Consider the following 25412-nt stretch of genomic DNA (forward strand, 5'->3'; position numbering starts at 1 on the left):
TTATTCTATTCTTTATACTTGTATACCTACTAACATTCTTACCAGTTTCCCTTAGTGAAATAAAAACCGAGTGCAATTCCCACTCGGTTTTTATTAACAACTTATTGTGATAACTCTACTTCTTTTATTTTCTCTTTCATTCTTGCTTTATCACGATCTAAAATCTCTTTTAAATACTTACCTGTATAAGAGCGCTCTTCTTTCACTACTTGCTCTGGCGTTCCGGAAGCAACAATTTGTCCGCCTTTGTCTCCGCCTTCTGGTCCAAGGTCAATAATATAATCAGCTGTTTTAATAACATCTAAATTATGCTCAATTACAAGTACCGTCTCACCACTCTCAACAAGACGTTGCAACACTTCTAGAAGGCGTGCAATATCATGTGCATGTAAGCCAGTCGTTGGCTCATCTAAAATGTATAACGTACGCCCTGTAGAACGACGATGTAATTCAGAAGCTAATTTCACACGCTGCGCCTCACCACCTGATAACGTCGTAGCTGGTTGTCCTAATTTCATATAACCAAGCCCTACATCTACAAGCGTTTGAAGTTTACGCTTAATTTTCGGGATATTAGCAAAGAACTCTACCCCATCTTCAATTGTCATCCCTAACACTTCAGAAATATTCTTATCTTTATATTTCACTTCTAACGTTTCACGGTTGTAACGTTTACCGTGACAAACTTCACACGGAACATACACGTCTGGTAAGAAATGCATTTCGATTTTAATAATTCCATCACCACGGCACGCTTCACAACGGCCGCCTTTTACGTTAAAGCTGAAACGTCCTTTTTGATACCCACGTACTTTCGCTTCATTCGTGTGCGCAAATACATCACGAATATCATCAAATACGCCAGTGTATGTCGCCGGATTTGAACGTGGTGTACGCCCGATTGGTGATTGATCAATATCAATCACTTTATCTAACTGCTCAAGACCTTTAATTTCTTTATGAGCCCCTGGCTTCGCTTTCGCTTTATATAGCTTTTGAGCTAATGATTTGTATAGTACTTCATTAATTATCGTACTTTTTCCAGAGCCAGATACGCCTGTTACTGCTACAAATGTTCCTAGAGGGAATGACATTTTCGCATTCTTTAAGTTATTTTCTTTTGCACCGACAATCTCCACTTTACGTCCGTCACCTTTACGTCTTTCAAGTGGTACCGGAATAAACTCTTTACCGCTTAAATATTTCCCAGTTAATGAATTCTCGTCTTGCATAACTTCAGCTGGTGTACCTGCTGATACAACTTGACCACCATGAATACCTGCACCAGGTCCGATATCAAGTAAATAATCAGCAGCCATCATCGTATCTTCATCATGCTCAACAACAATTAACGTATTTCCTAAATCACGCATTTCCTGCAATGTACGAATAAGACGATCATTATCACGCTGATGCAAACCAATAGAAGGCTCATCAAGAATGTAAAGTACGCCAGTAAGGCGAGAACCAATCTGTGTCGCTAAACGAATACGCTGCGCCTCACCACCTGATAAAGTTCCTGCAGCACGACTTAACGTTAAATAATCTAAACCGACGTTCACTAAGAACCCAACACGTTCCTGAATTTCTCTTAAAATTAAATGAGCAATTTTTTGTTGTTTCTCCGTTAACTCAACAGTTGAGAAGAACTCCTGTACTTCTTGAACAGAATATTTCGTTACATCGGCAATCGTTTTATCACCAACGAAAACAGCTAAACTCTCAGGCTTTAAGCGTCCACCTTTACACTTCGGACAAGCTTGCTCTGCCATATATTTCTCCATTTGCTCACGAATATAATCAGAACTCGTCTCACGATAACGACGCTCAATATTCGGAATAACACCTTCAAATAAAATCTCATTTTCCTTTACTTGACCAAATTCATTCACATAGCGGAAATAAAGCTTCTCTTCCCCGCTTCCGTACAGCACTTTATCAAATAAATCCTTCGGTATATCTTTCACCGGCATATCCATATCGATGCCGTAATGATTACACACAGATTTTAATAATTGCGGGTAATATTGTGAACTTGTCGGTTCCCAAGGAGCAATCGCATGTTCATTTAATGATACATCCCAGTTCGGAATAACAAGTTCTAAATCTACCTCTAACTTCGATCCAAGTCCATCACAAGAAGGACACGCGCCGAACGGACTATTAAACGAGAACATACGCGGCTCTAATTCTCCGATTGAAAAACCACAATGTGGACAAGCATGATGTTCACTAAATAGAAGTTCTTCCTCTCCCATTACATCGATTAAAACTCGGCCCCCGCCAAGCTTTAAAGCACTTTCTAGTGAATCTGCAAGTCGGCTTGCAATTCCTTCTTTCACAACAATACGGTCAATAACAACTTCAATTGAATGCTTCTTATTTTTTTCTAAAGTAATCTCTTCCGATACATCCAGCATCTCTCCATCAACGCGCACACGAACATAACCTTGCTTCTTAATATCTTCTAATACTTTCGCATGCGCACCTTTACGCCCTGACACGATAGGCGCTAGCACTTGCAACTTCGTACGTTCAGGATATTCAAGAACACGGTCTACCATCTGTTCCACTGTTTGTGATGTAATTTCAATTCCATGATTCGGACAAATCGGCGTACCAATTCGTGCAAATAATAAACGTAAATAATCATAAATCTCCGTTACCGTTCCAACCGTTGAACGAGGATTACGACTCGTCGTTTTTTGATCAATTGAAATCGCTGGAGATAAACCTTCAATCATATCAACATCCGGCTTATCCATTTGTCCTAAAAACTGGCGCGCATACGCAGATAAAGATTCCACGTATCTACGCTGCCCTTCTGCATAAATCGTATCGAATGCTAACGATGATTTCCCCGAACCAGACAATCCCGTCACAACAACAAGCTGATTTCTCGGAATGGTTACGTCAATATTTTTTAAATTATGCGCTCTAGCACCTTTTACAACAATAAAATCTTTACTCACTCTTTTCACCCTTCCGCTTTTAATTCTAATAGTAAATCTCTTAATTCAGCTGCACGCTCGAAATCTAATGCCTTTGCTGCTTCTTTCATCTCTGCTTCCATCTTCGCAATTGTATTTTCACGTTCTTTTTTCGTCATCTTTTTAGCTGGTGTTGCTTCATATATTTCCGTATCCTCAGCTGCTGTTGTCGCACGAATAACGTCACGTACTCCTTTTTGAATCGTTTTCGGCGTAATACCATGCTTTTCATTGTAAGCTTCTTGTATACTACGACGACGCTGTGTTTCTTCAATTGCAATTCCCATTGATCTCGTTATGCGATCTGCGTACATAATAACGCGGCCGTTTGCATTACGCGCCGCACGACCAATTGTTTGAATTAATGAACGCTCTGAACGTAAGAAACCTTCCTTATCAGCATCTAAAATAGCTACAAGTGATACTTCTGGAATATCTAATCCTTCTCGTAATAAGTTAATACCGACAAGTACATCAAACTTACCAAGGCGAAGATCACGGATAATTTCAATACGCTCTAATGTTTTAATTTCAGAGTGAAGATAATTCACTTTAATTCCTACATCTTTTAAATAGTCCGTTAAATCCTCTGACATTTTCTTCGTTAAAGTCGTAATTAATACACGTTCATTTTTCGCAATCCGGTCATGGATTTCTCCTAATAAATCATCTATTTGTCCTTCAATTGGTCGTATATCAATTGGTGGATCTAAAAGCCCTGTTGGACGAATAATTTGTTCTATTGCTTTCGGTGACTGCTCTAACTCGTACGGTCCTGGCGTTGCCGAAACGTAAATAACTTGATTCGTTTTCTCTTCAAACTCATCAAACGTGAGCGGTCTATTATCTAAAGCTGATGGCAGACGGAATCCATGATCAACAAGCACTTGCTTACGTGCTTGGTCCCCGTTATACATCGCTCTTACTTGCGGAACCGATACGTGCGACTCATCCATAACGATTAAGAAATCCTCTGGAAAATAATCTAAAAGCGTATACGGCGTTGAACCTGCTGGACGAAGTGTTAAATGACGGGAATAGTTTTCAATCCCTGAACAAAAGCCCATCTCGCGCATCATTTCTAAATCATAACGCGTTCGCTGTTCTATGCGCTGCGCCTCTAACAACTTACCGTTATCATTTAATTCTTTTAAACGCTCTTCTAATTCTTTTTCGATATTTTCAATAGCGACCTTCAGCTTTTCTTCACGTGTAACGAAGTGAGATGCCGGGAAGATTGCTACATGATCACGTTCTGCTAATACTTCACCCGTTAATGCATTTACTTCTCGAATACGATCTATTTCATCCCCAAAAAATTCAATTCGAATACAATGCTCATCAAGTGATGCGGGGAAGATTTCAACTACATCTCCGCGCACACGGAATGTACCACGCTTAAAATCAATATCATTACGTCCATACTGTACATCAACAAGTTCACGAAGCAATTGATTGCGGTCCTTTTCCATACCAACTCGAAGCGAAACAACTAACTCGCGGTATTCTTCCGGAGAACCTAAACCGTATATGCACGAAACACTCGCAACGATAATAACATCATCTCGTTCAAATAAAGAAGACGTTGCCGAGTGGCGTAATTTATCAATTTCATCGTTAATTTGCGCATCTTTTTCAATAAACGTATCCGTATGTGGTACGTACGCTTCCGGCTGATAATAATCGTAATAACTAACAAAATACTCCACAGAATTGTTAGGAAAGAAATCTTTCAGCTCACTATATAACTGTCCTGCTAACGTTTTATTATGAGCCATTACAAGTGTTGGCTTCTGCACTTCTTTAATGACATTTGAAATCGTAAATGTCTTACCCGTTCCTGTCGCTCCAAGCAACACTTGCTTTTTCTTTCCACTATTAATTCCCTCTACAAGCTTCTCTATCGCTCCCGGCTGATCACCTTGCGGGGAATACTCTGAGATAATTTCAAATGGATGTTCCAACTAAAAACCGACCTCCTCATAAAAATCTGTATTATTATTTTACCACGAATGCCCATAAAAAACCTAAAAAAACGAACAGATATTCGGTAAAGTTTTCGACAAGTTATATATAGAAAAAGGAAGGAATAAATACTTCCTTCCTTTACTAACTCTATTTTTTAAGTACATATAATAAGTCATATCCATTGCGCCCATTTTCATTCGTACAATCTATTAACCTATATACCGTTTCTGATTCACGTTGCTCTTTAACAATCCTTTTACAACTATCTTTATGTAACCCTTTATGGTCACCAGCAAATTGATCTTGTCTATTATCTAACACATAAAGTATATCTTTCTCACTATGCTCTAACGTTTGAAAAATCGGGTCACCTTCATGTGTATACTGTACAATTCTTATTTTATCAACTTCCCCTTGTTCCACATTCCAAACGAACTTCTCGAATTTATCTAGATTAGAAATTTCCGCCCCCTCTGCAACGACATCATTCTTCTTATCAATTGCACTGTTAGGTTGTGAACATGCTACTAAACTAAAGAGAAATAAGCATATAAAACCTGTTCTTTTCCCTATTGTTATCCTCTCCTATACAAACTATTGGTATACTAGAAAAAAGCTACTTTCCTCTATGAAAGTAGCTTCTTGTTTCCTTTCTCCTTCTTCGGAAAAATAACATATGAAAATGAAATCGCAGTATCCACTAAAAGAATAATAGCCCATACTTGGCTTACACGGCTTGCTGTTTTATTTAAAACAATTCCTGACTCTAACCAATTCCCCCACTGTTCTATTGGAATAAGCCCATACATGAAGAAAAAGAATATATGAACCGCAATAAACAAAATAAGATGTAAAATCCAATTTTTTATTTCCTGCTTCGCATGCGCCATCCCTGTTACTTCAAGTGGTTCTTCGATAATAGGCGCCGGTTCATTCCGCCACTTCGCAACTAATTTTTGTACATATATATCTAATTTCTTCAAATCCTTTTTCCCATAAAAAACTGCATATAATAAAATGATTACCGTAATGATTTGAAAATTAGAGAACTTCCCTGTTTGATAGTAGTCCACTACTCCTAAAGTTAAAATAAACACTTCATTTACAAGTAGCACAATCCCCATAATAAAACTTGCCTTTTTCAAGCGAAATCCATACCTTAGTAAAAAGAATCCGATAGCTGATAACCAAAATACAATCTCTGCCCCAATTAAAAAATACCAACGATATTCTGCAAGTATACTCATTTATCCCTCTCCCTTTCATCATATATACGAAAAGCCTCATCCATATATACTAGAAGCTCTTCCTCAATTGGATACATACTCATTTTCTGTGAATCTTCTTTTGACTTTCTTACTTCCCACAGTTTATCTAAAAATGCTTCATCACCATTTGCCATCTCTAAACACTTCTGCATTAATTTCTTTGTTGCGCCTTGTACTTCATCACATGATGCTTCCTTACCGTCTTTCATAAAGTTACGTAGTTGCTTCAATAAATTTACCCATTCTAAAACATTCGGATCTTCTTCACTCATGTTCGGCAAATTATGAAGCAACTTTTGTTCTCCCTTAGAAAAAACTTCATTTTGAAACATCTCACGTATTCGCGGAGACTGTTTCGAAAGCTGAATGAGTTCAAACATAACTTTCCAATCCAGTTCTCCCTCCACATCTACTGAATAAACAACTGCCTGTAAAATACGTTCCATTCGATTAAATTTTTTCTGTTCTTCCTGTACAAATCTAAGTTGCTTTTCAAGCGATACTTTTAAATTGAGCTCATCCGTTATTAACATATTCGTAATCTCTTTTAATGAAAAACCCATTTCTTTTAAAAATAAAATTTGCTGCAAACGAACAACATCTCTCTCGCTATATAACCGATGTCCTCCATCAGTTTTCCCACTCGGCTTTAATAAATCAATTTGATCATAATAACGTAACGTCCTTACTGTAACCCCTGTTTCCCTCGTTAGTTCTTGAATTGAAATCAACTCCATCACCTCTTCTCCTTCATTATAAAAGGTGACGTAACGTAACTTTCAAGTAGTTTGTAAAAAAAATACAAAAAGCTGTTTATACCTTTTGTATAAACAGCTTTTATGGAAATAATCCCTTTTGTATAGCACGACCACAAAATAAAATAATTGCCCCTACAACAACACTTGTTGCTGTTTTATGATAATGCGCTAAAATTAATAAATAGTATGATAAACCTACAGCACCAATCATAATACATACACTTGGCACTGGATTACGAGAGAAGTTTTGTATTCCCCAAAACAAAGCAAAAATAGCCGTAGCGACACATAATACCGGTAATCCCATCCCAGTTCCCCTTTTTCTATCTATTCCTTGTTGCTAACACACTCGTCGATGCCATACTTATTAATAAACCAAAAATAGCAATATATAATAACTCATTTACATGTACTACTTGCCTATCTAAATACTTATTTACACAAAGATACATAATGAACAAAAAAACGCAGCTTGTAATACAAATCGTAAAATATGACTTCATATTGTTCACAACTCGCTCATCAATTGACGGTACTCTCTCTTCTTTCAAACGTTTCTGTTCTCTATATTCCGAAATACCATATAAAATGACTAGTGCTACATTCGATATGAAGATCGTTCCCCACGAAATACTTAAAATCATTAAACTCACATTTAAAACAAGACCCGCTAAAAACAAACTTCCTATGAACCGTATAATATCTTGCTTACTCACACATGATCAGCCTCTTTTTGATTTCTATATTTCCATTTCGGCCAATAGTTCACAAAGAAATAAACAAACTGTCCTAATACAAATAAAACAAACGGCATGCCCGCATTTCCATAAACAATTAAATTATACAAACTCCATACCGCTAAACTCATTGTTAAAAACAACCCTAAATATTTAAACGCTTTATCCGACTGAAATCTCTCAAACTCATCTTGCATTTTCATTCCTCCTATCGTTATGCTCGTTTTCCCGCCATTACTCCTATGATGAGACTACCAGCAAATAAGAAACTACATACAATGAATATTTCTGGCGTAGGTATGACATCTCTGCCTACAACTTTGCTCGCACCAATGTAAACAATAAGAAGGACAAATGCGAATATAAGCGAGACATTTACATGCCTTTTTATATTTTCATTTACTCGCTCATCTATATCTGGAAGTTCTTCTTTTTGTACTTCCGCTTTTTGTAATTCGTATACAATATCAGAAATACAATTGCTAAAATGTTACTAACTATTAGCGATAACATCGGTATGGATGGGTCCATAATACGAACTAAAACGTCCCTCCACATAATCCTAAGACAGTAGCGATATACAACTTTTTAGTGTCGTTCATTTTCTCTCCCCTTACTCCAGCGTAAATATTTCCTCTACCTTCATCCCAAAATATTTGGCGATTTTTAGGGATAGCTCTAGACTCGGATTATAATGATGGTTTTCAATCGCCACAATCGTCTGCCGCGTCACCTGCATCGCCTTTGCCATTTCCACTTGCGTTATATGATGTTGTTTTCGTAATTCCTTAATTTTATTTTTCACACCCATAGGCTCCACCTTCGAAAGTAAAGATATCTTTACTTTAATTATAAATATTTTCCAAATCCAAGTAAAGATATCTTTACAAAAAAAGGTAAAAAAAAAGAGACATCTATAAGATGCCTCTTTTTTTGCTACATAAATCCTAAAGCATACACAAGAACATACCCAAGAACAGATAGGCAAACCGAGCCAATCAATCCTGCCATGAATGCCCTACTTCCTAATTTACGGAACGTTTTAAACTCTACATTTAAACCGAGCCCTGCCATTGCCATTGCAATAAGCATGTACGCAATTACTACAATATATCCGGCAACAACTTCGGGGATAATCCCAATCGAATGCACCGCACTCATTGCTAAAAATCCGAAGATGAACCAAGGAATCGGAAGGTCGCGCCACGATCTTTTTTCCTTGCTTTCCTCGCTCTTACCAAACCATAATCCAATTAAAATCGCTACTGGCACAAGCATTGCTACGCGCGTTAACTTCACAATAACCGCGATGTCTACAGCCGTGCTACCTCCTGGCGCTGCAGCCGCGATAACGTGAGCAATTTCGTGCAGCGTCGCACCTGAGAACACCCCGTAACCGTAGGGTGAGAAGCCAAGCACTGGGTATAATAGCGTATAAATAAGTGTAAATATTGTACCTAAAATTGCAATAATTGCTGCCCCGACTGCTGTTTCTTCATCTTTCGCTTTCACTTGCGGTGCAATTGCCACGACCGCTGCCGCACCGCAAATTGCCGTCCCGCATGCTGTTAAAATCCCAAGTTTCTTTTCTACTTTAAATACTTTCGTTAATCCATATACAACGAAAATTGTAAATGTAATAACAACCGCTGCGATGACCAATACTTTCGGCCCCGCCTTCGCAATATCTACAAGATTTAACCTCATTCCGAGTAAGATGATCCCAAAGCGTAGCAACTTCTTACTCGCAAAGTTCGTTCCCGCTATCGCTTCTTGAGGAATCCCGATTGCGGCGCGCCAAACCATCCCGATTAGAATAGCGATTACTAATTGTCCCATAATATTTAAAAATGGAAGCTCTGCTAAATATTTCGCGGCGATTGCGATTAATAACGTAATCCCAATACCTTGCGAAAATCCAAAGCCCTTCTTCTTTTGTATAACAAGTGTTTGTTCCACTTTGTACCACCCCAATAATCGTATTGGAACATGCATGTTCTTTCTAGTTACATTATAAGAGAGTTTTAATAATAAGTTTAATATCAATATTGAATCCCTATCATCAGAAATACTTATGATAAAATAAAAGCAAAAATAAAGGGGCCTAACAAATGAACGTCGACATTTTAAAGATCTTTGTTACTGTCGTTGAACAAAAACATTTTTCGCGTGCTGCGGAACTATTAAACCTTTCACAACCTGGCGTTAGTATGCACATTCGCAACTTGGAAAATGAATTTGGGACTACACTTATACAGCGCTCCCCAAAGCACGTCCAAGTTACGGAAGCTGGAAACATATTATACATACACGCAAAGCAGATGCTCTCACTTTATGAAGATGCAAAACAGGAAATTAATGCGCTGCATAACGTCGTAACAGGAACACTTCGCATCGGCGCTAGCTTTACAATTGGCGAATACTTACTTCCAAAAATACTTGCGCGCTTTGCCAATGAAAATGCACACGTCGAAGTTCATACATTTATCTCCAATACGGAAGAAGTTTTGCAAAGCCTCCGCTCTAATCAAATTGATATCGGCTTAGTGGAAGGCCAAGTCGTATACGCTGACGTAGATGTTGAAACTTTTATGCAAGATGAAATGAAACTCGTCGTCCCTCCAAACCACCCATTGCTCCATATCAAGGGGATTAACGAAAATACAATGCAAGACCAAGTCTGGGTATTAAGGGAGAGCGGCTCTGGCACACGTGCCTATAGCGATCGATTTATACACCAACATCATTTAAAAATGAAACGCTTCTTTACATTTAGCAGTATTCAAAGCGTGAAGGAAGCCGTTGCAGCCGGTCTTGGCATCGCTATCCTTTCAGATTGGACTGTTCGAAAAGAGCTATTAGCAAAAGAACTATTCCACATCCCTGTTCCGAACGAAGAGCTAATCCGTCCATTCTCCATCGTGCGCGGCAAATATTTTATCCCGTCTAAAGCCATTCAAGTGTTTTTAAATCATGTGAATTCTTTTGCGAAAAAACAAAGTTGACCTTCACATTAGTGTGAAGGTTTACAATACATGTAAAAGGAGTGAAACGCATTGCGAATTGGAGAGTTATCAAAAGAAACTGGGGTTAGCGAAAGGGCACTAAGACATTATGAAGAAAAGGGATTACTCCCTTCGAAACGCCTAGCAAATGGCTACCGTGATTTTGATGAAAGTGCAATCGAAAAAGTAGAGCTGATTCAAATGTACTTGCAAATCGGCTTAAATTTAGAAGAAACAGAACGAATGCTACGTTGCCTTGAAATCGAGCCACATCTTTACGAAAATCCGTGTAGTAGTATCCTTGCACTTTACGAAGACAAACTTGATGAGGTAACAAAGCAAATCACATTACTTTCCAACATTCAAACGAATTTGCAAAAACACGTTTCACTCCTAAAACAAGCAAAAGAAAAGGGATGATTACATGTTTGTTATACATGGCAGTTCAAGACAAAACGGAAATACGGAAGCTTTAACACATATGGTGATTGATGGGATTGAAACAGAACAAATTTACTTGCGTGATCATATCGTCCACCCAATCATAGATCAGCGCCATGATGTAGAAGGATTTCAACCTGTAAATGATGACTACGAGCAGTTAACCAAACGCATGCTAGAGCACGACACGATTATCTTCGCTACACCGCTATACTGGTACGGAATGAGCGGCCACATGAAGAACTTCGTTGATCGCTGGTCACAAAGCTTGCGTAATAAATCTCTTCATTTCAAAGAAAAAATGAAAGGCAAAAAAATGTACGTTGTCATCGTTGGCGGAGACAGTCCAAAACTGAAAGCATTGCCGCTTATCGCCCAGTTTCAATATATCTTTGATTTTGTTGGTTCATCATTTGAAGGATATATTATTGGGGATGCGAATGGACTGGATGAAATCAAGAACGATGCTGAGGCGCTGGCAAAAGCACAATTGTATAATAATAATTTCAAAAATAGCACACAGAAATAAGTTTGACAAATCCATTTGTATGCGCATACAATAAAAATAATATTATGAAAGGAAGGTACTTTGACCAATGAAGTTCTAATTCTCTTATTTATTTCATCCATCACAAATAGTGAACAAAAATGATGAAAACTAGCAGAGGATTAGTCTGTCCATTTGTCGATACTTTCTTTCGATACGATCATGTAAAAAATCGTTTATTTATGTACGATTTTTACATTGAAGGGCGACATTTATCCTCTCTAGTGAAACTAGGGAGGTTTTTTTATGACTATTTTAATCGCACGTAATATCGAAAAGAGCTTTGGTGATCGCACCATATTTACGTTACCATCACTAGAAATTCAAGCAAACGATCGTATAGGGATTGTCGGAGTCAACGGAGCTGGAAAATCTACGTTATTACAAATATTAAGTAAAGAAATAGAAGCTGACAAAGGCACAGTAACTCATCATAGTTCTATCGCCATCATTCCACAGCTTAGCGAGGGGATACCGGAAACCGCTTCTCCCCTCGCTAAGGGCAAATGGAATATTTCAAACGTCGCAAATTCAATGAGCGGCGGTGAACGAATGCGCCTAAAGATCGCCCATGCCCTCGAACAAGATGCAGGCATTCTATTTGCTGATGAGCCAACAAGTCACTTAGATATGTTCGGTACAGAGCAATTAGAAAAGGCACTTTTATCTTATAAAGGTACACTTGTTTTAATATCGCATGATCGTGATCTTTTAGATGCCATATGTACAAAAATCATCGAAGTTGAAGACGGTACTATTCAAGAATATAAAGGTAATTATTCAAACTATCGAAAGCAAAAAGAACGTGAGCGAATACAAAAGCAAGCAGAATATGATCAATATATACAAGAAAAAAATCGGTTAGAACAGTCAATTTCACAAAGAAAGCAACGTGCTTCTAGCATGACAAAAATCCCAACACGGTTCAGTTCATCTGAATCTAAACTTTATAAGTGCAGCGGGGCTCATGGGCAAGAAAATGTTAGCAAAGTAGCGAAAGCACTAGAAACACGCCTTGAAAAGTTGGAACAGAAAGAAAAACCGAAGGACTTTTCTCAAGCTCAGTTTGACGTACAATACCACACACCAATTCATAGTAAAGCAGTTGTTCAGTTTAATAAAACAACGAAGAAAATAGGGGATCGCACATTATTTAAAAATATGAATGGAACAATTGTCCCTGGGGCAAAGCTTGCTATTTTAGGGGCAAACGGAAGCGGAAAAACAACTTTGTTCAAAATGCTTCTCGCGAACGAGCGTAGCATTCAGCTTTCGAAAAGTTGTAAAATTGGATACTTTGAACAAACATTATCTATTTTAAAAACAGATAAAACAATTTTAGAAAACGTTCTAGAAGAAACAAACTATACAGAATCGTTCGTTCGAACAATACTTGCAAGGCTCCTATTCCGCCGTGAAGATGTTCATAAACCTGTGCACATCTTAAGTGGTGGAGAACGCATGAAGGTTGCACTCGCAAAAGTATTTTTAGGAAACTATAATATGCTTCTGCTCGACGAACCGACAAACTATTTAGACTTGGCAACGCAAGAAGAATTAGAAAGCATGTTACAGGAGTATCCTGGTACAATACTTTTCATTAGCCATGACCGTGCCTTTATTCGTTCTGTTGCAAACCATATTCTACAAGTAGATGAGAGTGAACCAAGAATATTCCACGGCAATTACGAGCAATACACAAAAAGAACCACCCAAGCTTCTGTAAACGTTACTGAACAAGAATTATTACGATTACAAACAAAATTAACAGAAATCATCAGCCGGATTTCTATCCCAAATCAGCATGATGACATCACATTTCTCGAACAAGAATACGAAAAATTATTAGTTCGAATTCGGCAGTGTAAAGAAGCGCTCTAATGTCTTCCCCATATATCGACGGGACCTTCCGCATCTCCCAAGAAATATCGAGGCTTCGACATAGAATATCACCCTACCTATCATGTTAGACACAATAACAACAAAAAGCCGTGCACCAGCACGGCTTTTCACTTTATCCCGCTATTTGTGGGCAGTAAGACTCCCACCTCAAAATTCGGCTTGAGCAAAGAAATTAGGTGGGAGATCAACTGCCCGTAAACGCCCGATTGGTGAGGGCTAATAATCAGTGGGGGATGAACCCCCCACTGATTAAAGTTTCACTTTATATACGGACAGCAGTCCCACTCACCGCAACCATTAACATTCCTTCGCGAACTACTTCGTAGTCCACGTCGATACCAACAATGGCGTTCGCATTTTTTTGTCTTGCGAGAGTTTTCATCTCTTCCATTGCAATGTCGCGCGCTTCTTTTAATTTACTTTCGTAGGCGCCTGCGCGACCACCGACAACGTCACGGACAGAAGCGAAAAGGTCACGCACGATATTCGCACCCATGATTGCTTCGCCATTAACGATATCGATATACTCAATAATTTCTTTCCCTTGAATTGTAGAAGTTGTTGTTACAATCATGCTTTATAGCCTCCCATATAAGATTTCCACTTACTTATGGTGCACTAATTCAGCAGAAATTATATTTACGAACTAAACTGCGCCTCATACAATCGGCTGTAACCCTCGCCTCGTTCGATTAGTTCCTCATGTGAACCTTGTTCTGCAATACCATCTTTATTTACAACGACGATACGATCTGCATTTTTAATCGTTGCAAGCCTGTGAGCAATAACTAATGTTGTACGGCCAACAGATAGTTCTGCAAGTGATTTTTGGATAGCAAGTTCTGTCTCTGTATCTAGCGCAGAAGTTGCTTCATCTAAAATTAAAATTGGCGGGTTCTTCAAGAACATACGGGCAATTGCTAAGCGCTGCTTTTGTCCTCCTGAAAGTTTCACACCACGCTCACCAATAACTGTATCTAAACCGTCTGGTTGCGAGTAAATTAAGTCCTCTAGCTGAGCACGTTTTACCGCCTGCCAAATTTCAGATTCTGAAGCTTTTAAGTTTCCGTAAGCGATATTTTCACGAATTGTTCCTGAGAATAAGAAAACATCTTGCTGTACAATTCCGATTTGCTTACGAAGTGACGATAACGTCATCTCTTTGGTGTCAATGCCATCAATTTGAATTGATCCAGATGAGTGTTCATAAAAACGAGGTAGTAAACTACATAGTGTTGTTTTCCCTGCCCCTGATGGTCCAACGAAAGCAACTGTTTCACCTGCATGTATTTTCAAACTAATATCGTTTAAAATCGGCTCTTTATTTTCATATCCGAACGTGATGTTATTGTATTGAATATCGCCGTGTACATGTTTAACTTCTATTGCATCTTTAGAATCTACAATATCCGGCTCTGTTTCCAGAAGTTCTACATATCTTTTAAAACCAGCGATTCCTTTCGGATAACTTTCAATAACTGCATTAATTTTTTCAATTGGGCGGAAGAAAATATTCGTTAATAAAACGAATCCAATAAATCCACCGTACGTTAATTCACCTTGCAGAACAAACCATGTACCACATATTAATACAAAGAGTGTTACAAGACGCATCAGCATATAACTAATCGATGAATTTAACGCCATAATTTTATACGCCATTAATTTTGTTGTACGGAAACGAGCATTATTTACAGCAAATTGCTCTTTCTCAAACTTTTCATTTCCGAATGCTTGTACAACGCGGATACCACCTACATTGTTCTCGATACATGCATTGAAATCAGCAACGTCTGAGAATAAACGTCTAAACGTACCTGTCATTTTTTTATTGAAGTAAAGTGCCAACCATAATAAGAACGGGATTACGAAGAATGTTAGAAGTGCTAACTTCCAGTTAATCATCATCATAAATGAAAATGCTCCAACTAAAGTCATAATGGCAATGAATAAATCTTCTGGTCCATGGTGAGCAATTTCCCCAATTTCCATTAAATCGTTTGTAAGACGTGAAATTAAATGACCTGTTTTATTATTATCAAAAAATCTGAATGATAGCTTTTGAATGTGATCAAATAATTTCTGCCTCATATCTGTTTCAATGTTAACCCCAAGCATATGTCCCCAATATGTAACGACATATTGCAAACCTGCATTTAACACATAAACTACGAACAAGCCGAAACAAGCCCATAAAATAAGCGTCCAATTTTGTCCTGGTAATAACTTATCAATAAATTGATTTACGATAAGCGGGAAACCAAGTTCGAGTAAACCTGCAATAACTGCACAGGAAAAATCGAGTACGAATAAACCTTTGTACGGTTTATAGTAAGAAAAAAATTTACGTAGCATATCTTTCCTCCCTTTTCCAAATTAAAAGACTCTCTAAATGATAACCATTATCAAATGATTATTCAAGTTATCCGTCTATGAAACTAAAAAAACCTTCATCTATATTTGATGAAGGTTTCCATTTTATTTTATATAGCTTCCGAATCCCACTCGTGCTCTTGCTGAACAAATACAACACCTAATTCATGATGTCCCCCGGCGTATAATGCCGTTTGAGCAAGACGAAGCTCACCATTTGTATCTACTACTTCTAATTTACAAAACGCTCCTGTCGTCTTCGTTTGAAGCGCGTCATAAAACTCTTCGGTACTTCTTGGAATGATTCCATTTACTTTCGTAATAACTTCTCCAGGTTTTAAATTCATCTCTGCCCCAATTGTATTAGGAATTGTATCTAACACAACAAGTCCATCATTACGTGCGGCAAAGTATGCTGGTCTTTTCTCGTCTGCAATTTTCTCTTGCATCGAGATTGTAAAGCGTCCAAGCATTGCGACTCCCATCGCGATAATTGCGAGTACGTGCCACCAGTAACTTGCGATACCTAAAACGAGTACGAGCCCCGCTAAACCATAGACGCGTCTTCCTGTAAATAATAAAGCTTCCGTCGGCTCATAACTTCTAACCTTTCTCATAAATCCAATTAAAAATGGAACGAGGAATAAAGAGTATGTAGTCGAACCTATTGAAACGACAGGCCACCAAGAAATAAATCCTGTCACCGCGTCTCCTGGTATAAGAATAAATACTGGTACAAGCCATAAACGATTGGATTCATGTAGTCCAATTCGTAGCCCACGCTTACCTTTGCTAATTTTCGGCGTAGAATAACGAACTGCATTTTTAGAGATTAATAAACCCTCTACAACGAGCATAACGCCTAGTAAAATAGCAAGGGATACAATCGTACCCTCTTCACCTTCTCCAAGCTGTAAGAAGGAAACTGGTACCTTAGACGATAACAACACGAGTGCAATCGCGATTCCGAAAGTATAAGCTACAGATAAATATCGATACATAGCAGTTAATCCAAATAATAACGTCCAAAGTAAAATTGCCCATAAACTCGCTTTTGAAACAACAAGCCCAAGCCCAATCGTAATAATAGATACGATTAATCCGTACCCAATACCTGCAAATAGAGTTGTTCGTAGTTCAAACCAAATATCATATACTTTAAAAGAAAAATCTTTTCGTTCTCGTAATATACGTAAGTATCCAACGAAGATACTACTAATTAAAAATACATAGACAGCAGGGTGTAAGAAAAAACGTCCAACTGCTCGTAGTATTTCAAAAAGCCATGCCTCCACGAATTCATTCACCACCATTTATATCATTCTTTCTTTTTATCTTATCATATTTAACACATAAAAAAATACAGGCATCAAAGTGCCTGTATTCTTTCTTATTTCGCTATTAATTTCAATGCCGTCTGTAATTGTAAATCATTTTCTCCAGAACGGATTTTTTCAATGATTTTAGTTTGAATCGCTTCAGCTGTCTTTTTATCAAGTTGTCCTGTTGCTTCCATCTCATTCGCATTTTGGAATGCTTTTAGTGCTGATTCTGTCTCTTTGCTAAAGTATCCATCTTCACGTCCTGGTACATATCCTAAGCTCTTAAGCATTTCTTGCGCGTGTTTTACTTGTACATCATTTGAATTGTATGAAAGTGTCTTTTCAATTTGAATTGGTGTCGCATGATAATAATCTGGTTGCTTCACTTCTACAGTTGGCGCGATTCCTTTTTTATGAATCCAATTGCCATCTGGTGTTAACCATTTAAACATTGTTAATTTAATGTTGCTGCCATCTTTAAATGGAACAGCCTGTTGAACAGTACCTTTACCAAACGTTTTTTCACCAATTAAATCGTATCCTTCTCCTTCTTTTAGCGCACCAGCTAAAATCTCTGAAGCAGAAGCACTTCCATTATCAATTAATACTGAAATTGGATATGACTTTCTCTCTTTCAGTTCCGTAGAGAATTTCTTCTTCTCACCATTTCGCTGTTCTACTTGTAGCATTGGCTTTTTATCTGTCATGATGTCTCCTAGTATATCTTCTACACTATTTAAATAACCGCCAGGATTACCACGCACGTCAATAACTAAGCCTTTTATGTTTTTCTTCTCTAGCTCTTTTAACTGATCCTTAAATTCTTTCGCAGTATTTTCAGCGAAAGAAGTAATTTGCATATAACCGATATCTTTTCCGCTATCTTGCTTTACAGAACTAAATACAGTGAAAATCGGAATCTTTTCACGCTTAATTTTAAATTCTATCGGATCAGCCACTCCTGCGCGCTTAATTTCAATTGCAACAGTCGTTCCTTTTTTACCACGAATTTTTAATACTGCTTCTTCACGTGATAAATCTTTCACACTATTTCCATCTACAGATAAAATTTGGTCATTCGGTTTAATTCCTATCTTTTCTGCTGGTGAACCTTTAATTGGCGATACGATAATAAGCTTACCGTCCGTCTTGTTCACTTCAGCTCCAATCCCTTCAAGTTCAGGATCCAGTGACTGACTAAACTGTTTTGCCGTTTCTTTATCCATATACGTGGAATAAGGGTCCTTCAGCGTAGACAACATTCCCTGTATCGCACCTTCGACTAATTTGTCGTCTTTCACGTCTTCCACATAACGTGAATCAATTAGTGCATACGCCTCATTAATTTTTACCAAATTCCCTTGCGCTGTGCCAGCATTACCATTCGATACTGTTTGCGTTACATACGCTGGGTTTATCCCAAACCAGTACATACCACCAAACATCCCGCCAGCACCAATTAAAAATGCAACAACCATTCCAATAATTGCAACTCTACGTTTCAATGCGGAATTCCCCTTTCCAGAACACACAGGTGGTGTAGCAAAAGGCATCACACGATGTGTGATGCCTTTACCTATTTCTACTATATGATAAGCTTGTACGAATTATGTTTGCAACTTTTTATACTTTTAAGAAGCGACGAATTGACATTACACTTCCCCACATACCGATTAATGCACCGATTAACATTAATAAACCAGCTAATTGGAATACGAATGGGTTGTATGGTAGAAGCTCGAAAATTGTTCCGCCAAGTTTTTCATTAAACACACCTTGCAACGAATTATACATAACTAAAATTAGGCCAATTGGAATAATTGATCCTAATACTCCTAGGAATAATCCCTCTAACAAGAACGGCCAACGAATAAACCAGTTTGTTGCACCAACAAGTTTCATAATTTCAATCTCAGTACTACGAGCATAAATTGTAATTTTAATTGTGTTAGAGATTAAGAACATCGCTGTGAATAGAAGACCCGCAATTAACGCAATCCCGATGTTACGACCAGTTTTTACAGTATCAAATAATTTTTCAACTTGACCTTTACCGTATTGAACATTACTTACAAACTGCATTTTCTCAATCTTTTTCGCAATTGTTGCCGTATCTGTTGGTTCTTTCGCCTTTACAACAAATACGTTTTTCAGTGGGTTATCTTGCTCAAATAACTCGAACGTTTTTCCACTATCGCCTAAGCTTTTAATTAAACGTTTCAACTCTTCTTCTTTAGAAGAATATTTAATAGAATCTACTTTCGCAATTTTACTCATATCTTCTTCTAATTTCTTTTGATCAGCTTCTTTTGCTGCTGGATCAACATGCACACGAATTTCTACATCTTGCTCTACTTTCGTCGCAAAATGGTTCATATTCATAATCGCTGTCAAAAAGACACCTACAAGTAATAATGTAACTGTTACTGCACTTACAGAAGCAAATGTCATCCATCCGTTACGGGATAGATTTTTCACACCTTCTCGCAAATGTCGACTAAGGGTTTTAGCCTTCATATCCGTATCCTCCCTCAATCTCGTCTCGAACAATTCTTCCGCCTTCAATTGCAATTACACGATGACGAATTGTATTTACGATATCTGCGTTATGTGTCGCCATAACAATCGTTGTACCACGCTCATTAATACGTTTAAAAATCTTCATAATATCAAGAGCTGTTTCAATATCTAAGTTACCTGTTGGCTCATCGGCAATTACAACCTTTGGCTTATTTACAATCGCTCTTGCAATCGCCACACGTTGTTGCTCTCCGCCCGAAAGCTCATTTGGAAGTGCATCGGCACGCTCTTCAAGACCAACAAGACCTAACACTTCTGTAACGCGCTCACGAATCGCTTCCTTCTCTTCTTCAATTACTTCTAAAGCAAACGCAACATTCTCATATACCGTTAATTTAGGTAGCAATTTAAAATCTTGGAAAATCACGCCTAATTGACGACGGAAATATGGAACATCTCTTTCTGCTAATGTTTCAATTACAAGTCCATTTACATTAATTGATCCTGTAGATGGCTTCTCTTCACGATACATCATTTTAATAAATGTAGATTTTCCGGCTCCACTCGGTCCAACTACGTATACGAATTCACCTTGTTTAATGTTAACTGTGAGACCAGCAATGGCTTTCATACCATTTGGGTACTCCTTATAAACATTCGTCATTTTTATCATTATTTATCACCCAATACTTAATGATTTTTTTAGAAATATTTTTCTGTACATTTGAAAATAAAAGAAAAACCTTTATTTTCATTCGACCATTCTTGTTGAAGGTAGCTTCCATACATGCTTTTTATTAGCAACGCTACTCTATGTAATATATTTCATCAAAATTCTACAAACCCCATTGTAACATCAATCGGTTTCCAATTCGGATACAATTTTGTTACAGTTATGTTACATCCTAATAAAAGGTAAACGAGCTCATGTAATTACTTAAATCGAAGCACTTTTCGGTCAAGTTATACAATCAGCTCGTTTATTAATTACGTTTCTTATTTATGCTCCGCTAACCATTCAGCTACTTTTTTCGCATCTTCACCTTGAATAATTCCTGGTGACATTGAACCGCGGCCTTTTTCAATAATCTTTTCAATCTCTGCTGCGTCATATTTCTGTCCTACTTTTCGTAAATCTGGTCCAGTTGCTCCTGATAAATCTTTAGCGTGACAACCTATACAACTTTTTTGGTAAATTTGCTCTGCGCTATCTGTGCTTGCAGATTGTTTTGATGGTTTACTCTCTTCTTTATTTCCACATGCTCCTAAAGCAAAAACGACTGACGTCCCCAGCGTAATAGCCAACAATTTCTTTTTCACTTCTATCGCTCCCCATTGTTGATATTCTTTTCATTCATAACTAGGCAATAGTTTTCATAACACATTCAATATTCATTATAAGCATTATCTTTATATAGAAAAACTAAGGTGTATTTCATATTTTTCACAAATATAGTGAGAAGCCTAATAAAATAAGCTTTCATAAATTGTTTCAATTCTGTGAACACCTTAGAAAGTTCTATAAAGAGCCTTTTTCTCCAATCAAAACTGAGAAACTCTATATAAAGTCCTACTCTATTACCACTTTGTTTTACTATTCTCTACCTTTTACAAAACAATATACGGCATTGTATTCTACATATAATCTCATCAAAAAGAGAAGTTGTCGTTTCCAACTTCTCTTCCTCTTTATTTCATCAATATAAATAAGATAAGCCTCTTTATATCCTCTTGGACCTCAGCATGTGCCAACAATTCTGTTGGCTTTTTCTCTTATTAAATACGAGAACGTAAATACGCATCAATAAACGGATTAATTTCTCCATCCATAACTGCTTGTACGTTACCAACTTCTGTATTTGTACGATGGTCTTTCACAAGAGAATACGGGTGGAATACGTAAGAACGGATTTGGCTTCCCCATCCAATTTCTTTTTGCTCTCCGCGAATCTCATCTAATTGTGCTTGTTGTTCTTCTAATTTCTTTTGATATAATTTCGCTTTTAGCATTTTCATCGCATGCTCACGGTTTTTAATTTGAGAACGCTCTGACTGACATGTTACAACCGTGTTTGTCGGTAGATGAGTTATACGAACTGCCGAATCTGTCGTATTAACGTGCTGTCCACCTGCACCACTTGCACGATACGTATCTATTTTCAAATCTTCTGTACGCACTTCAATTTCAACTTCATCATTGAATTCAGGTACAACTTCACAAGATACGAACGATGTATGACGACGACCTGAAGAATCGAACGGTGAAATACGTACAAGACGATGTACACCTTTCTCCGCTTTCAAGTAACCGTAAGCGTTATGACCTTTAATTAATAATGTAACACTCTTAATACCAGCTTCATCGCCCGGTAAGTAGTCAACCGTTTCTACTTTAAACCTACGTTTTTCAGCCCAGCGCGTGTACATACGTAATAACATAGAACCCCAGTCTTGTGACTCTGTTCCACCTGCACCTGGGTGTAATTCTAAAATAGCGTTATTTTTATCATAAGGATCGCTTAATAGTAACTGCAGCTCGTACTCATTCATTTCTTGAATTAAAGTTTTCACTTCTGATTCTAGTTCCTCATGTAAATCTTCATCATACTCTTCTTTAAGTAAGTCATGCGTCATTTCTAAGTTTTCGAACGTCTCATCTAACTGACGGAACCTTCCAACCATATCTTTCAGCGCATTCGCTTCATTAATTACAGCTTGTGCGCCTTGTTGGTCATCCCAAAATCCTGCGCCCATCATCGTTTCTTCTAATTCTGCAATTTGTTTTTCCTTAGTAGGAAGGTCAAAGAGACCCCCTAAAAGCCGCTAATCTCTTAGCCATTTTTTCTAATTCTTGCCTAATTTCTACTAATTCCATTTCCTTCACCTCTATGTAATTGCTGTTACTTTCATATGAAAACAAGGGAAACTCTCTCCGCTTATTACGGAGAGAGTTTAAACCTTTTCATTATACATTTTTGATGTAAAAGTTTGCAAAGCAGCCTGAACTACAGTTCCCTATTACTGCCCAATGCCACAACAGTTTTTATATTTCTTGCCACTACCGCATTTACATAAATCGTTGCGTCCCATTTGGTCACCTTTTACAACCGGTTTTTTCTTCGCGTCTTCGCCATCGCTTGATGGATGAACAGCTTCACCTTGAACAACTTCTTGACGCTCTAAGTTTTGCTCAATTTCAGCTTTCATAATGTAACGAGAGATTTCCTCTTCAATAGAAGCGATCATAGACTCGAACATTGCGAATCCTTCCATTTGGTATTCACGAAGTGGATCGATTTGTCCGTAAGCACGTAAATGAATACCTTCACGAAGATGATCCATTGCATCGATATGATCTGTCCATTTCGTATCTACAACACGGAATACAACAACCTTTTCGAATTCACGCGTCTGCTCTTCAGGTAGAAGCTTCTCTCTTTCATTATAACGCTCTAACAATTTCGCGATGATTGATTCGCTCATTTCTTCTGGAGCAAGGCGACGTAACTCTTCTTCTTTTACATCGCTTTCTTCAAGAAGGTTTGTATTTAAATAATCGACAAGACCTTTAATGTTCCAATCCTCTTCGATTTCTTCTTGCGTATGAAGTGCAACAGCACGTTCTATCGTAGATTTCATCATACCTTCAATAATACTGCGTAAGTTCTCTGAATCCATTACTTCTTGACGCTGTTTATAAATTACTTCACGTTGTTGACGAAGTACATCGTCGTATTGCAATAGCTGCTTACGTGCATCATAGTTATTTCCTTCCACACGTTTTTGTGCAGATTCTACAGCACGAGAAACCATTTTACTTTCGATTGGCTGTGAATCATCCATACCAAGACGATCCATCATCGCTTTCATATTGTCAGAACCGAAGCGGCGCATTAGTTCATCTTCCATTGATAAGTAGAACTGTGTTACACCAGGGTCCCCTTGACGACCAGAACGACCACGTAACTGATTATCAATACGACGACTTTCGTGACGCTCTGTACCGATAACTGCTAGGCCAACGTTTCTAATATCGTCGCCTAACTTAATATCCGTACCACGACCAGCCATATTCGTCGCAATTGTTACAGCGCCTTTCATACCAGCTTCTGCAATGATATCTGCTTCACGCGCATGGTTTTTTGCATTTAAGATATTATGACGTACACCTTTACGTGTTAACATTTTTGAAATAAGCTCTGACGTTTCAATTGCAACTGTACCAACAAGAATAGGTTGCCCTTGCTTATGACGATTTACAATATCCTCAACAACTGCATTGAATTTACCTTCCATTGATTTGAAGATTAAATCAGCACGATCATCACGAATAATATCTTTATTCGTTGGAATTACGATAACATTCATATTGTAAATACTACGGAATTCTTCTTCTTCCGTTTTCGCTGTACCAGTCATACCAGATAATTTTTCGTACATACGGAAGTAGTTTTGGAACGTAATTGTTGCAAGCGTCATACTTTCATTTTGAATTTCTACGCCTTCTTTTGCTTCAATAGCTTGATGTAAACCTTCGCTATAACGACGACCTTTCATAAGACGACCAGTGAATTGGTCTACGATTACGATTTCGCCTTCTTGTACAACATAATCTGTATCAAGGTGCATAACAACGTGTGCACGAAGCGCCTGATTAATATGGTGAAGAAGTGCTACATGTTTTAAATCGAATAAGTTATCGATATGGAAAGCTTTCTCAGCTTTCGTAATACCATCTTCTGTTAACATTACATTTTTCGTTTTCACATCAAATGAATATTCTTTTTCATTTTCTAATGTACGAACGAATGCATTTGCAAACATGTATAGCTCTGCTGATTTTTGAGCTTGTCCCGAAATAATAAGCGGCGTACGTGCTTCATCGACTAAAATAGAATCGACTTCATCGATGATAGCAAAATTAAGTGGACGCTGAACGCACTGCTCTCTATATAACACCATGTTGTCACGTAAGTAATCGAACCCAAGCTCGTTATTTGTGCTATACGTAATATCAGCAGCATAAGCAGCTTGTTTCTCTTCACGTGACATACTATTTAAGTTAATCCCTACAGTTAGGCCAAGGAACTCATGAAGTTGTCCCATTTCGCTCGCATCACGTTGCGCTAAATATTCATTGACTGTAACAACGTGAACACCTTTTCCTGTTAATGCGTTTAAATATACAGGTAAAGTAGATGTTAACGTTTTACCTTCACCTGTTTTCATCTCAGAGATATTTCCTTCATGTAAGGCGATACCACCCATTAGCTGTACGCCATATGGACGCATTCCAAGAACACGATTCGCTGCTTCACGAACAACCGCAAAAGCTTCAGGAAGTAGATCATCTACTGTCTCACCTTTTGTTAGACGTTCTTTAAATTCAATCGTCTTTCCTTTTAATTGTTCATCAGTTAGCGGCTTAATAGATGATTCTAATGCATCAATTTGCTCCACTGTCTTCTGCATACGTTTAATTTGGCGTTGGTTGACATCAAATACCTTTTTTAAAATACCGATCATAGGAAATACGCTCCTCTTTTATTAAAATAAAACTTCCGATTGCTTTCTTTTTCTC

General features: G+C 37.8%; 23 protein-coding genes and 1 pseudogene. 4 read left to right on the plus strand and 20 right to left on the minus strand.

The annotated features are described in order from the left end of the window. Positions 1 to 101: 101 nt before the first annotated feature. From uvrA to CQ058_RS17515, 11 genes and pseudogenes are all read right to left on the minus strand, one after another. Complete coding sequence (gene uvrA, locus CQ058_RS17465; RefSeq protein ID WP_002016096.1) at positions 102 to 2972, minus strand: excinuclease ABC subunit UvrA; 2871 nt, start codon at positions 2970 to 2972, stop codon at positions 102 to 104. Positions 2973 to 2977: 5 nt separating this feature from the next. Continuing rightward, on the minus strand, positions 2978 to 4954 hold the full coding sequence (gene uvrB / locus CQ058_RS17470; protein WP_002016097.1) for an excinuclease ABC subunit B: 1977 nt from the start codon (positions 4952 to 4954) through the stop codon (positions 2978 to 2980). 151 nt (positions 4955 to 5105) lie between these two features. Then, complete coding sequence (locus CQ058_RS17475) at positions 5106 to 5537, minus strand: DUF4362 domain-containing protein (protein WP_080019288.1); 432 nt, start codon at positions 5535 to 5537, stop codon at positions 5106 to 5108. Positions 5538 to 5584: 47 nt separating this feature from the next. After that, positions 5585 to 6205, minus strand: a complete 621-nt coding sequence (locus tag CQ058_RS17480) for a hypothetical protein (protein ID WP_002191150.1) — start codon at positions 6203 to 6205, stop codon at positions 5585 to 5587. Beyond that, positions 6202 to 6963, minus strand: a complete 762-nt coding sequence (locus CQ058_RS17485) for a MerR family transcriptional regulator (RefSeq protein ID WP_002129901.1) — start codon at positions 6961 to 6963, stop codon at positions 6202 to 6204. Before CQ058_RS17485 ends, CQ058_RS17480 begins: the two co-directional genes overlap by 4 nt. Positions 6964 to 7063: 100 nt before the next feature. Further along, complete coding sequence (locus CQ058_RS17490; RefSeq protein WP_002034710.1) at positions 7064 to 7291, minus strand: hypothetical protein; 228 nt, start codon at positions 7289 to 7291, stop codon at positions 7064 to 7066. A 16-nt stretch (positions 7292 to 7307) separates the two neighbouring features. Continuing rightward, positions 7308 to 7700: a hypothetical protein gene (locus tag CQ058_RS17495; RefSeq protein WP_002129904.1), complete on the minus strand. Its 393-nt coding sequence runs from the start codon at positions 7698 to 7700 to the stop codon at positions 7308 to 7310. After that, positions 7697 to 7918, minus strand: a complete 222-nt coding sequence (locus CQ058_RS17500; protein WP_002089582.1) for a hypothetical protein — start codon at positions 7916 to 7918, stop codon at positions 7697 to 7699. The genes CQ058_RS17495 and CQ058_RS17500 overlap by 4 nt, the downstream gene beginning before the upstream one ends. Positions 7919 to 7935: 17 nt before the next feature. Beyond that, a pseudogene (locus tag CQ058_RS17505) lies at positions 7936 to 8323 on the minus strand (hypothetical protein). Between the two features lie 11 nt (positions 8324 to 8334). Next, positions 8335 to 8532, minus strand: a complete 198-nt coding sequence (locus CQ058_RS17510; protein WP_000538358.1) for a helix-turn-helix transcriptional regulator — start codon at positions 8530 to 8532, stop codon at positions 8335 to 8337. A gap of 125 nt (positions 8533 to 8657) precedes the next feature. Then, on the minus strand, positions 8658 to 9680 hold the full coding sequence (locus CQ058_RS17515; protein WP_002191152.1) for a YeiH family protein: 1023 nt from the start codon (positions 9678 to 9680) through the stop codon (positions 8658 to 8660). A gap of 152 nt (positions 9681 to 9832) precedes the next feature. On the opposite strand from CQ058_RS17515, the gene CQ058_RS17520 reads away from it, so the two are divergent. From CQ058_RS17520 to abc-f, 4 genes are all read left to right on the plus strand, one after another. After that, positions 9833 to 10726 carry a LysR family transcriptional regulator gene (locus CQ058_RS17520; RefSeq protein WP_002191153.1) on the plus strand — a complete coding sequence of 298 codons (894 nt, stop codon included), beginning with the start codon at positions 9833 to 9835 and terminating at the stop codon, positions 10724 to 10726. A 51-nt stretch (positions 10727 to 10777) separates the two neighbouring features. After that, positions 10778 to 11146: a MerR family transcriptional regulator gene (locus tag CQ058_RS17525; protein WP_002016114.1), complete on the plus strand. Its 369-nt coding sequence runs from the start codon at positions 10778 to 10780 to the stop codon at positions 11144 to 11146. Positions 11147 to 11150: 4 nt separating this feature from the next. Continuing rightward, entirely contained in the window at positions 11151 to 11696 is a 546-nt protein-coding gene (locus CQ058_RS17530) for a flavodoxin family protein (RefSeq protein ID WP_002191155.1), read from the plus strand. Positions 11697 to 11960: 264 nt separating this feature from the next. Continuing rightward, positions 11961 to 13595 (plus strand): ribosomal protection-like ABC-F family protein, encoded by a 1635-nt coding sequence (gene abc-f / locus CQ058_RS17535; RefSeq protein WP_002191156.1) that lies wholly within the window; start codon positions 11961 to 11963, stop codon positions 13593 to 13595. 283 nt (positions 13596 to 13878) lie between these two features. Here abc-f and CQ058_RS17540 read toward each other — a convergent pair whose 3' ends face one another. The 9 genes from CQ058_RS17540 to secA form a co-directional block, all read right to left on the minus strand. After that, entirely contained in the window at positions 13879 to 14190 is a 312-nt protein-coding gene (locus tag CQ058_RS17540; protein ID WP_002068307.1) for a heavy metal-binding domain-containing protein, read from the minus strand. A gap of 65 nt (positions 14191 to 14255) precedes the next feature. Next, the gene (locus CQ058_RS17545; RefSeq protein ID WP_002089591.1) at positions 14256 to 15971 is read right to left on the minus strand and encodes an ABC transporter ATP-binding protein; all 1716 of its coding nucleotides are present in this window, start codon (positions 15969 to 15971) and stop codon (positions 14256 to 14258) included. A 128-nt stretch (positions 15972 to 16099) separates the two neighbouring features. Continuing rightward, entirely contained in the window at positions 16100 to 17284 is a 1185-nt protein-coding gene (locus CQ058_RS17550; RefSeq protein WP_181150769.1) for a PDZ domain-containing protein, read from the minus strand. Between the two features lie 95 nt (positions 17285 to 17379). Beyond that, positions 17380 to 18816 carry a S41 family peptidase gene (locus CQ058_RS17555; RefSeq protein ID WP_012261984.1) on the minus strand — a complete coding sequence of 479 codons (1437 nt, stop codon included), beginning with the start codon at positions 18814 to 18816 and terminating at the stop codon, positions 17380 to 17382. Positions 18817 to 18934: 118 nt separating this feature from the next. Continuing rightward, complete coding sequence (gene ftsX, locus CQ058_RS17560; protein WP_002089596.1) at positions 18935 to 19828, minus strand: permease-like cell division protein FtsX; 894 nt, start codon at positions 19826 to 19828, stop codon at positions 18935 to 18937. Beyond that, complete coding sequence (gene ftsE / locus CQ058_RS17565) at positions 19818 to 20504, minus strand: cell division ATP-binding protein FtsE (protein ID WP_002016128.1); 687 nt, start codon at positions 20502 to 20504, stop codon at positions 19818 to 19820. The genes ftsX and ftsE overlap by 11 nt, the downstream gene beginning before the upstream one ends. A 323-nt stretch (positions 20505 to 20827) precedes the next feature. Continuing rightward, positions 20828 to 21151: a cytochrome c551 gene (cccB, locus tag CQ058_RS17570; protein ID WP_002016129.1), complete on the minus strand. Its 324-nt coding sequence runs from the start codon at positions 21149 to 21151 to the stop codon at positions 20828 to 20830. Between the two features lie 456 nt (positions 21152 to 21607). Beyond that, positions 21608 to 22706 (minus strand): peptide chain release factor 2 gene (gene prfB, locus CQ058_RS17580; protein WP_100248371.1). Its coding sequence is split into 2 segments (ribosomal slippage): positions 21608 to 22633 and positions 22635 to 22706, totalling 1098 coding nucleotides; the frame shifts between segments, so codons are not numbered across the junction. Positions 22707 to 22849: 143 nt separating this feature from the next. Continuing rightward, positions 22850 to 25357, minus strand: a complete 2508-nt coding sequence (gene secA / locus CQ058_RS17585) for a preprotein translocase subunit SecA (RefSeq protein WP_002191158.1) — start codon at positions 25355 to 25357, stop codon at positions 22850 to 22852. Between the last annotated feature and the right edge of the window lie 55 nt (positions 25358 to 25412).

It is taken from the genome of Bacillus sp. MYb56 (assembly GCF_002976445.1).
GTDB classification, from domain to species: Bacteria; Bacillota; Bacilli; order Bacillales; family Bacillaceae_G; genus Bacillus_A; species Bacillus_A mycoides.

Bases quoted from the DNA above. Each gene is read 5' to 3' on its own strand.
- CQ058_RS17480 (WP_002191150.1), bottom strand. From the start codon at position 6,205: ATGAGTATACTTGCAGAATATCGTTGGTATTTTTTAATTGGGGCAGAG.
- CQ058_RS17485 (WP_002129901.1), bottom strand. From the start codon at position 6,963: ATGGAGTTGATTTCAATTCAAGAACTAACGAGGGAAACAGGGGTTACA.
- CQ058_RS17490 (WP_002034710.1), bottom strand. From the start codon at position 7,291: ATGGGATTACCGGTATTATGTGTCGCTACGGCTATTTTTGCTTTGTTT.
- CQ058_RS17500 (WP_002089582.1), bottom strand. From the start codon at position 7,918: ATGCAAGATGAGTTTGAGAGATTTCAGTCGGATAAAGCGTTTAAATAT.
- CQ058_RS17510 (WP_000538358.1), bottom strand. From the start codon at position 8,532: ATGGGTGTGAAAAATAAAATTAAGGAATTACGAAAACAACATCATATA.
- CQ058_RS17520 (WP_002191153.1), top strand. From the start codon at position 9,833: ATGAACGTCGACATTTTAAAGATCTTTGTTACTGTCGTTGAACAAAAA.
- CQ058_RS17530 (WP_002191155.1), top strand. From the start codon at position 11,151: ATGTTTGTTATACATGGCAGTTCAAGACAAAACGGAAATACGGAAGCT.
- abc-f (WP_002191156.1), top strand. From the start codon at position 11,961: ATGACTATTTTAATCGCACGTAATATCGAAAAGAGCTTTGGTGATCGC.
- CQ058_RS17540 (WP_002068307.1), bottom strand. From the start codon at position 14,190: ATGATTGTAACAACAACTTCTACAATTCAAGGGAAAGAAATTATTGAG.
- CQ058_RS17545 (WP_002089591.1), bottom strand. From the start codon at position 15,971: ATGCTACGTAAATTTTTTTCTTACTATAAACCGTACAAAGGTTTATTC.
- ftsX (WP_002089596.1), bottom strand. From the start codon at position 19,828: ATGAAGGCTAAAACCCTTAGTCGACATTTGCGAGAAGGTGTGAAAAAT.
- ftsE (WP_002016128.1), bottom strand. From the start codon at position 20,504: ATGATAAAAATGACGAATGTTTATAAGGAGTACCCAAATGGTATGAAA.
- secA (WP_002191158.1), bottom strand. From the start codon at position 25,357: ATGATCGGTATTTTAAAAAAGGTATTTGATGTCAACCAACGCCAAATT.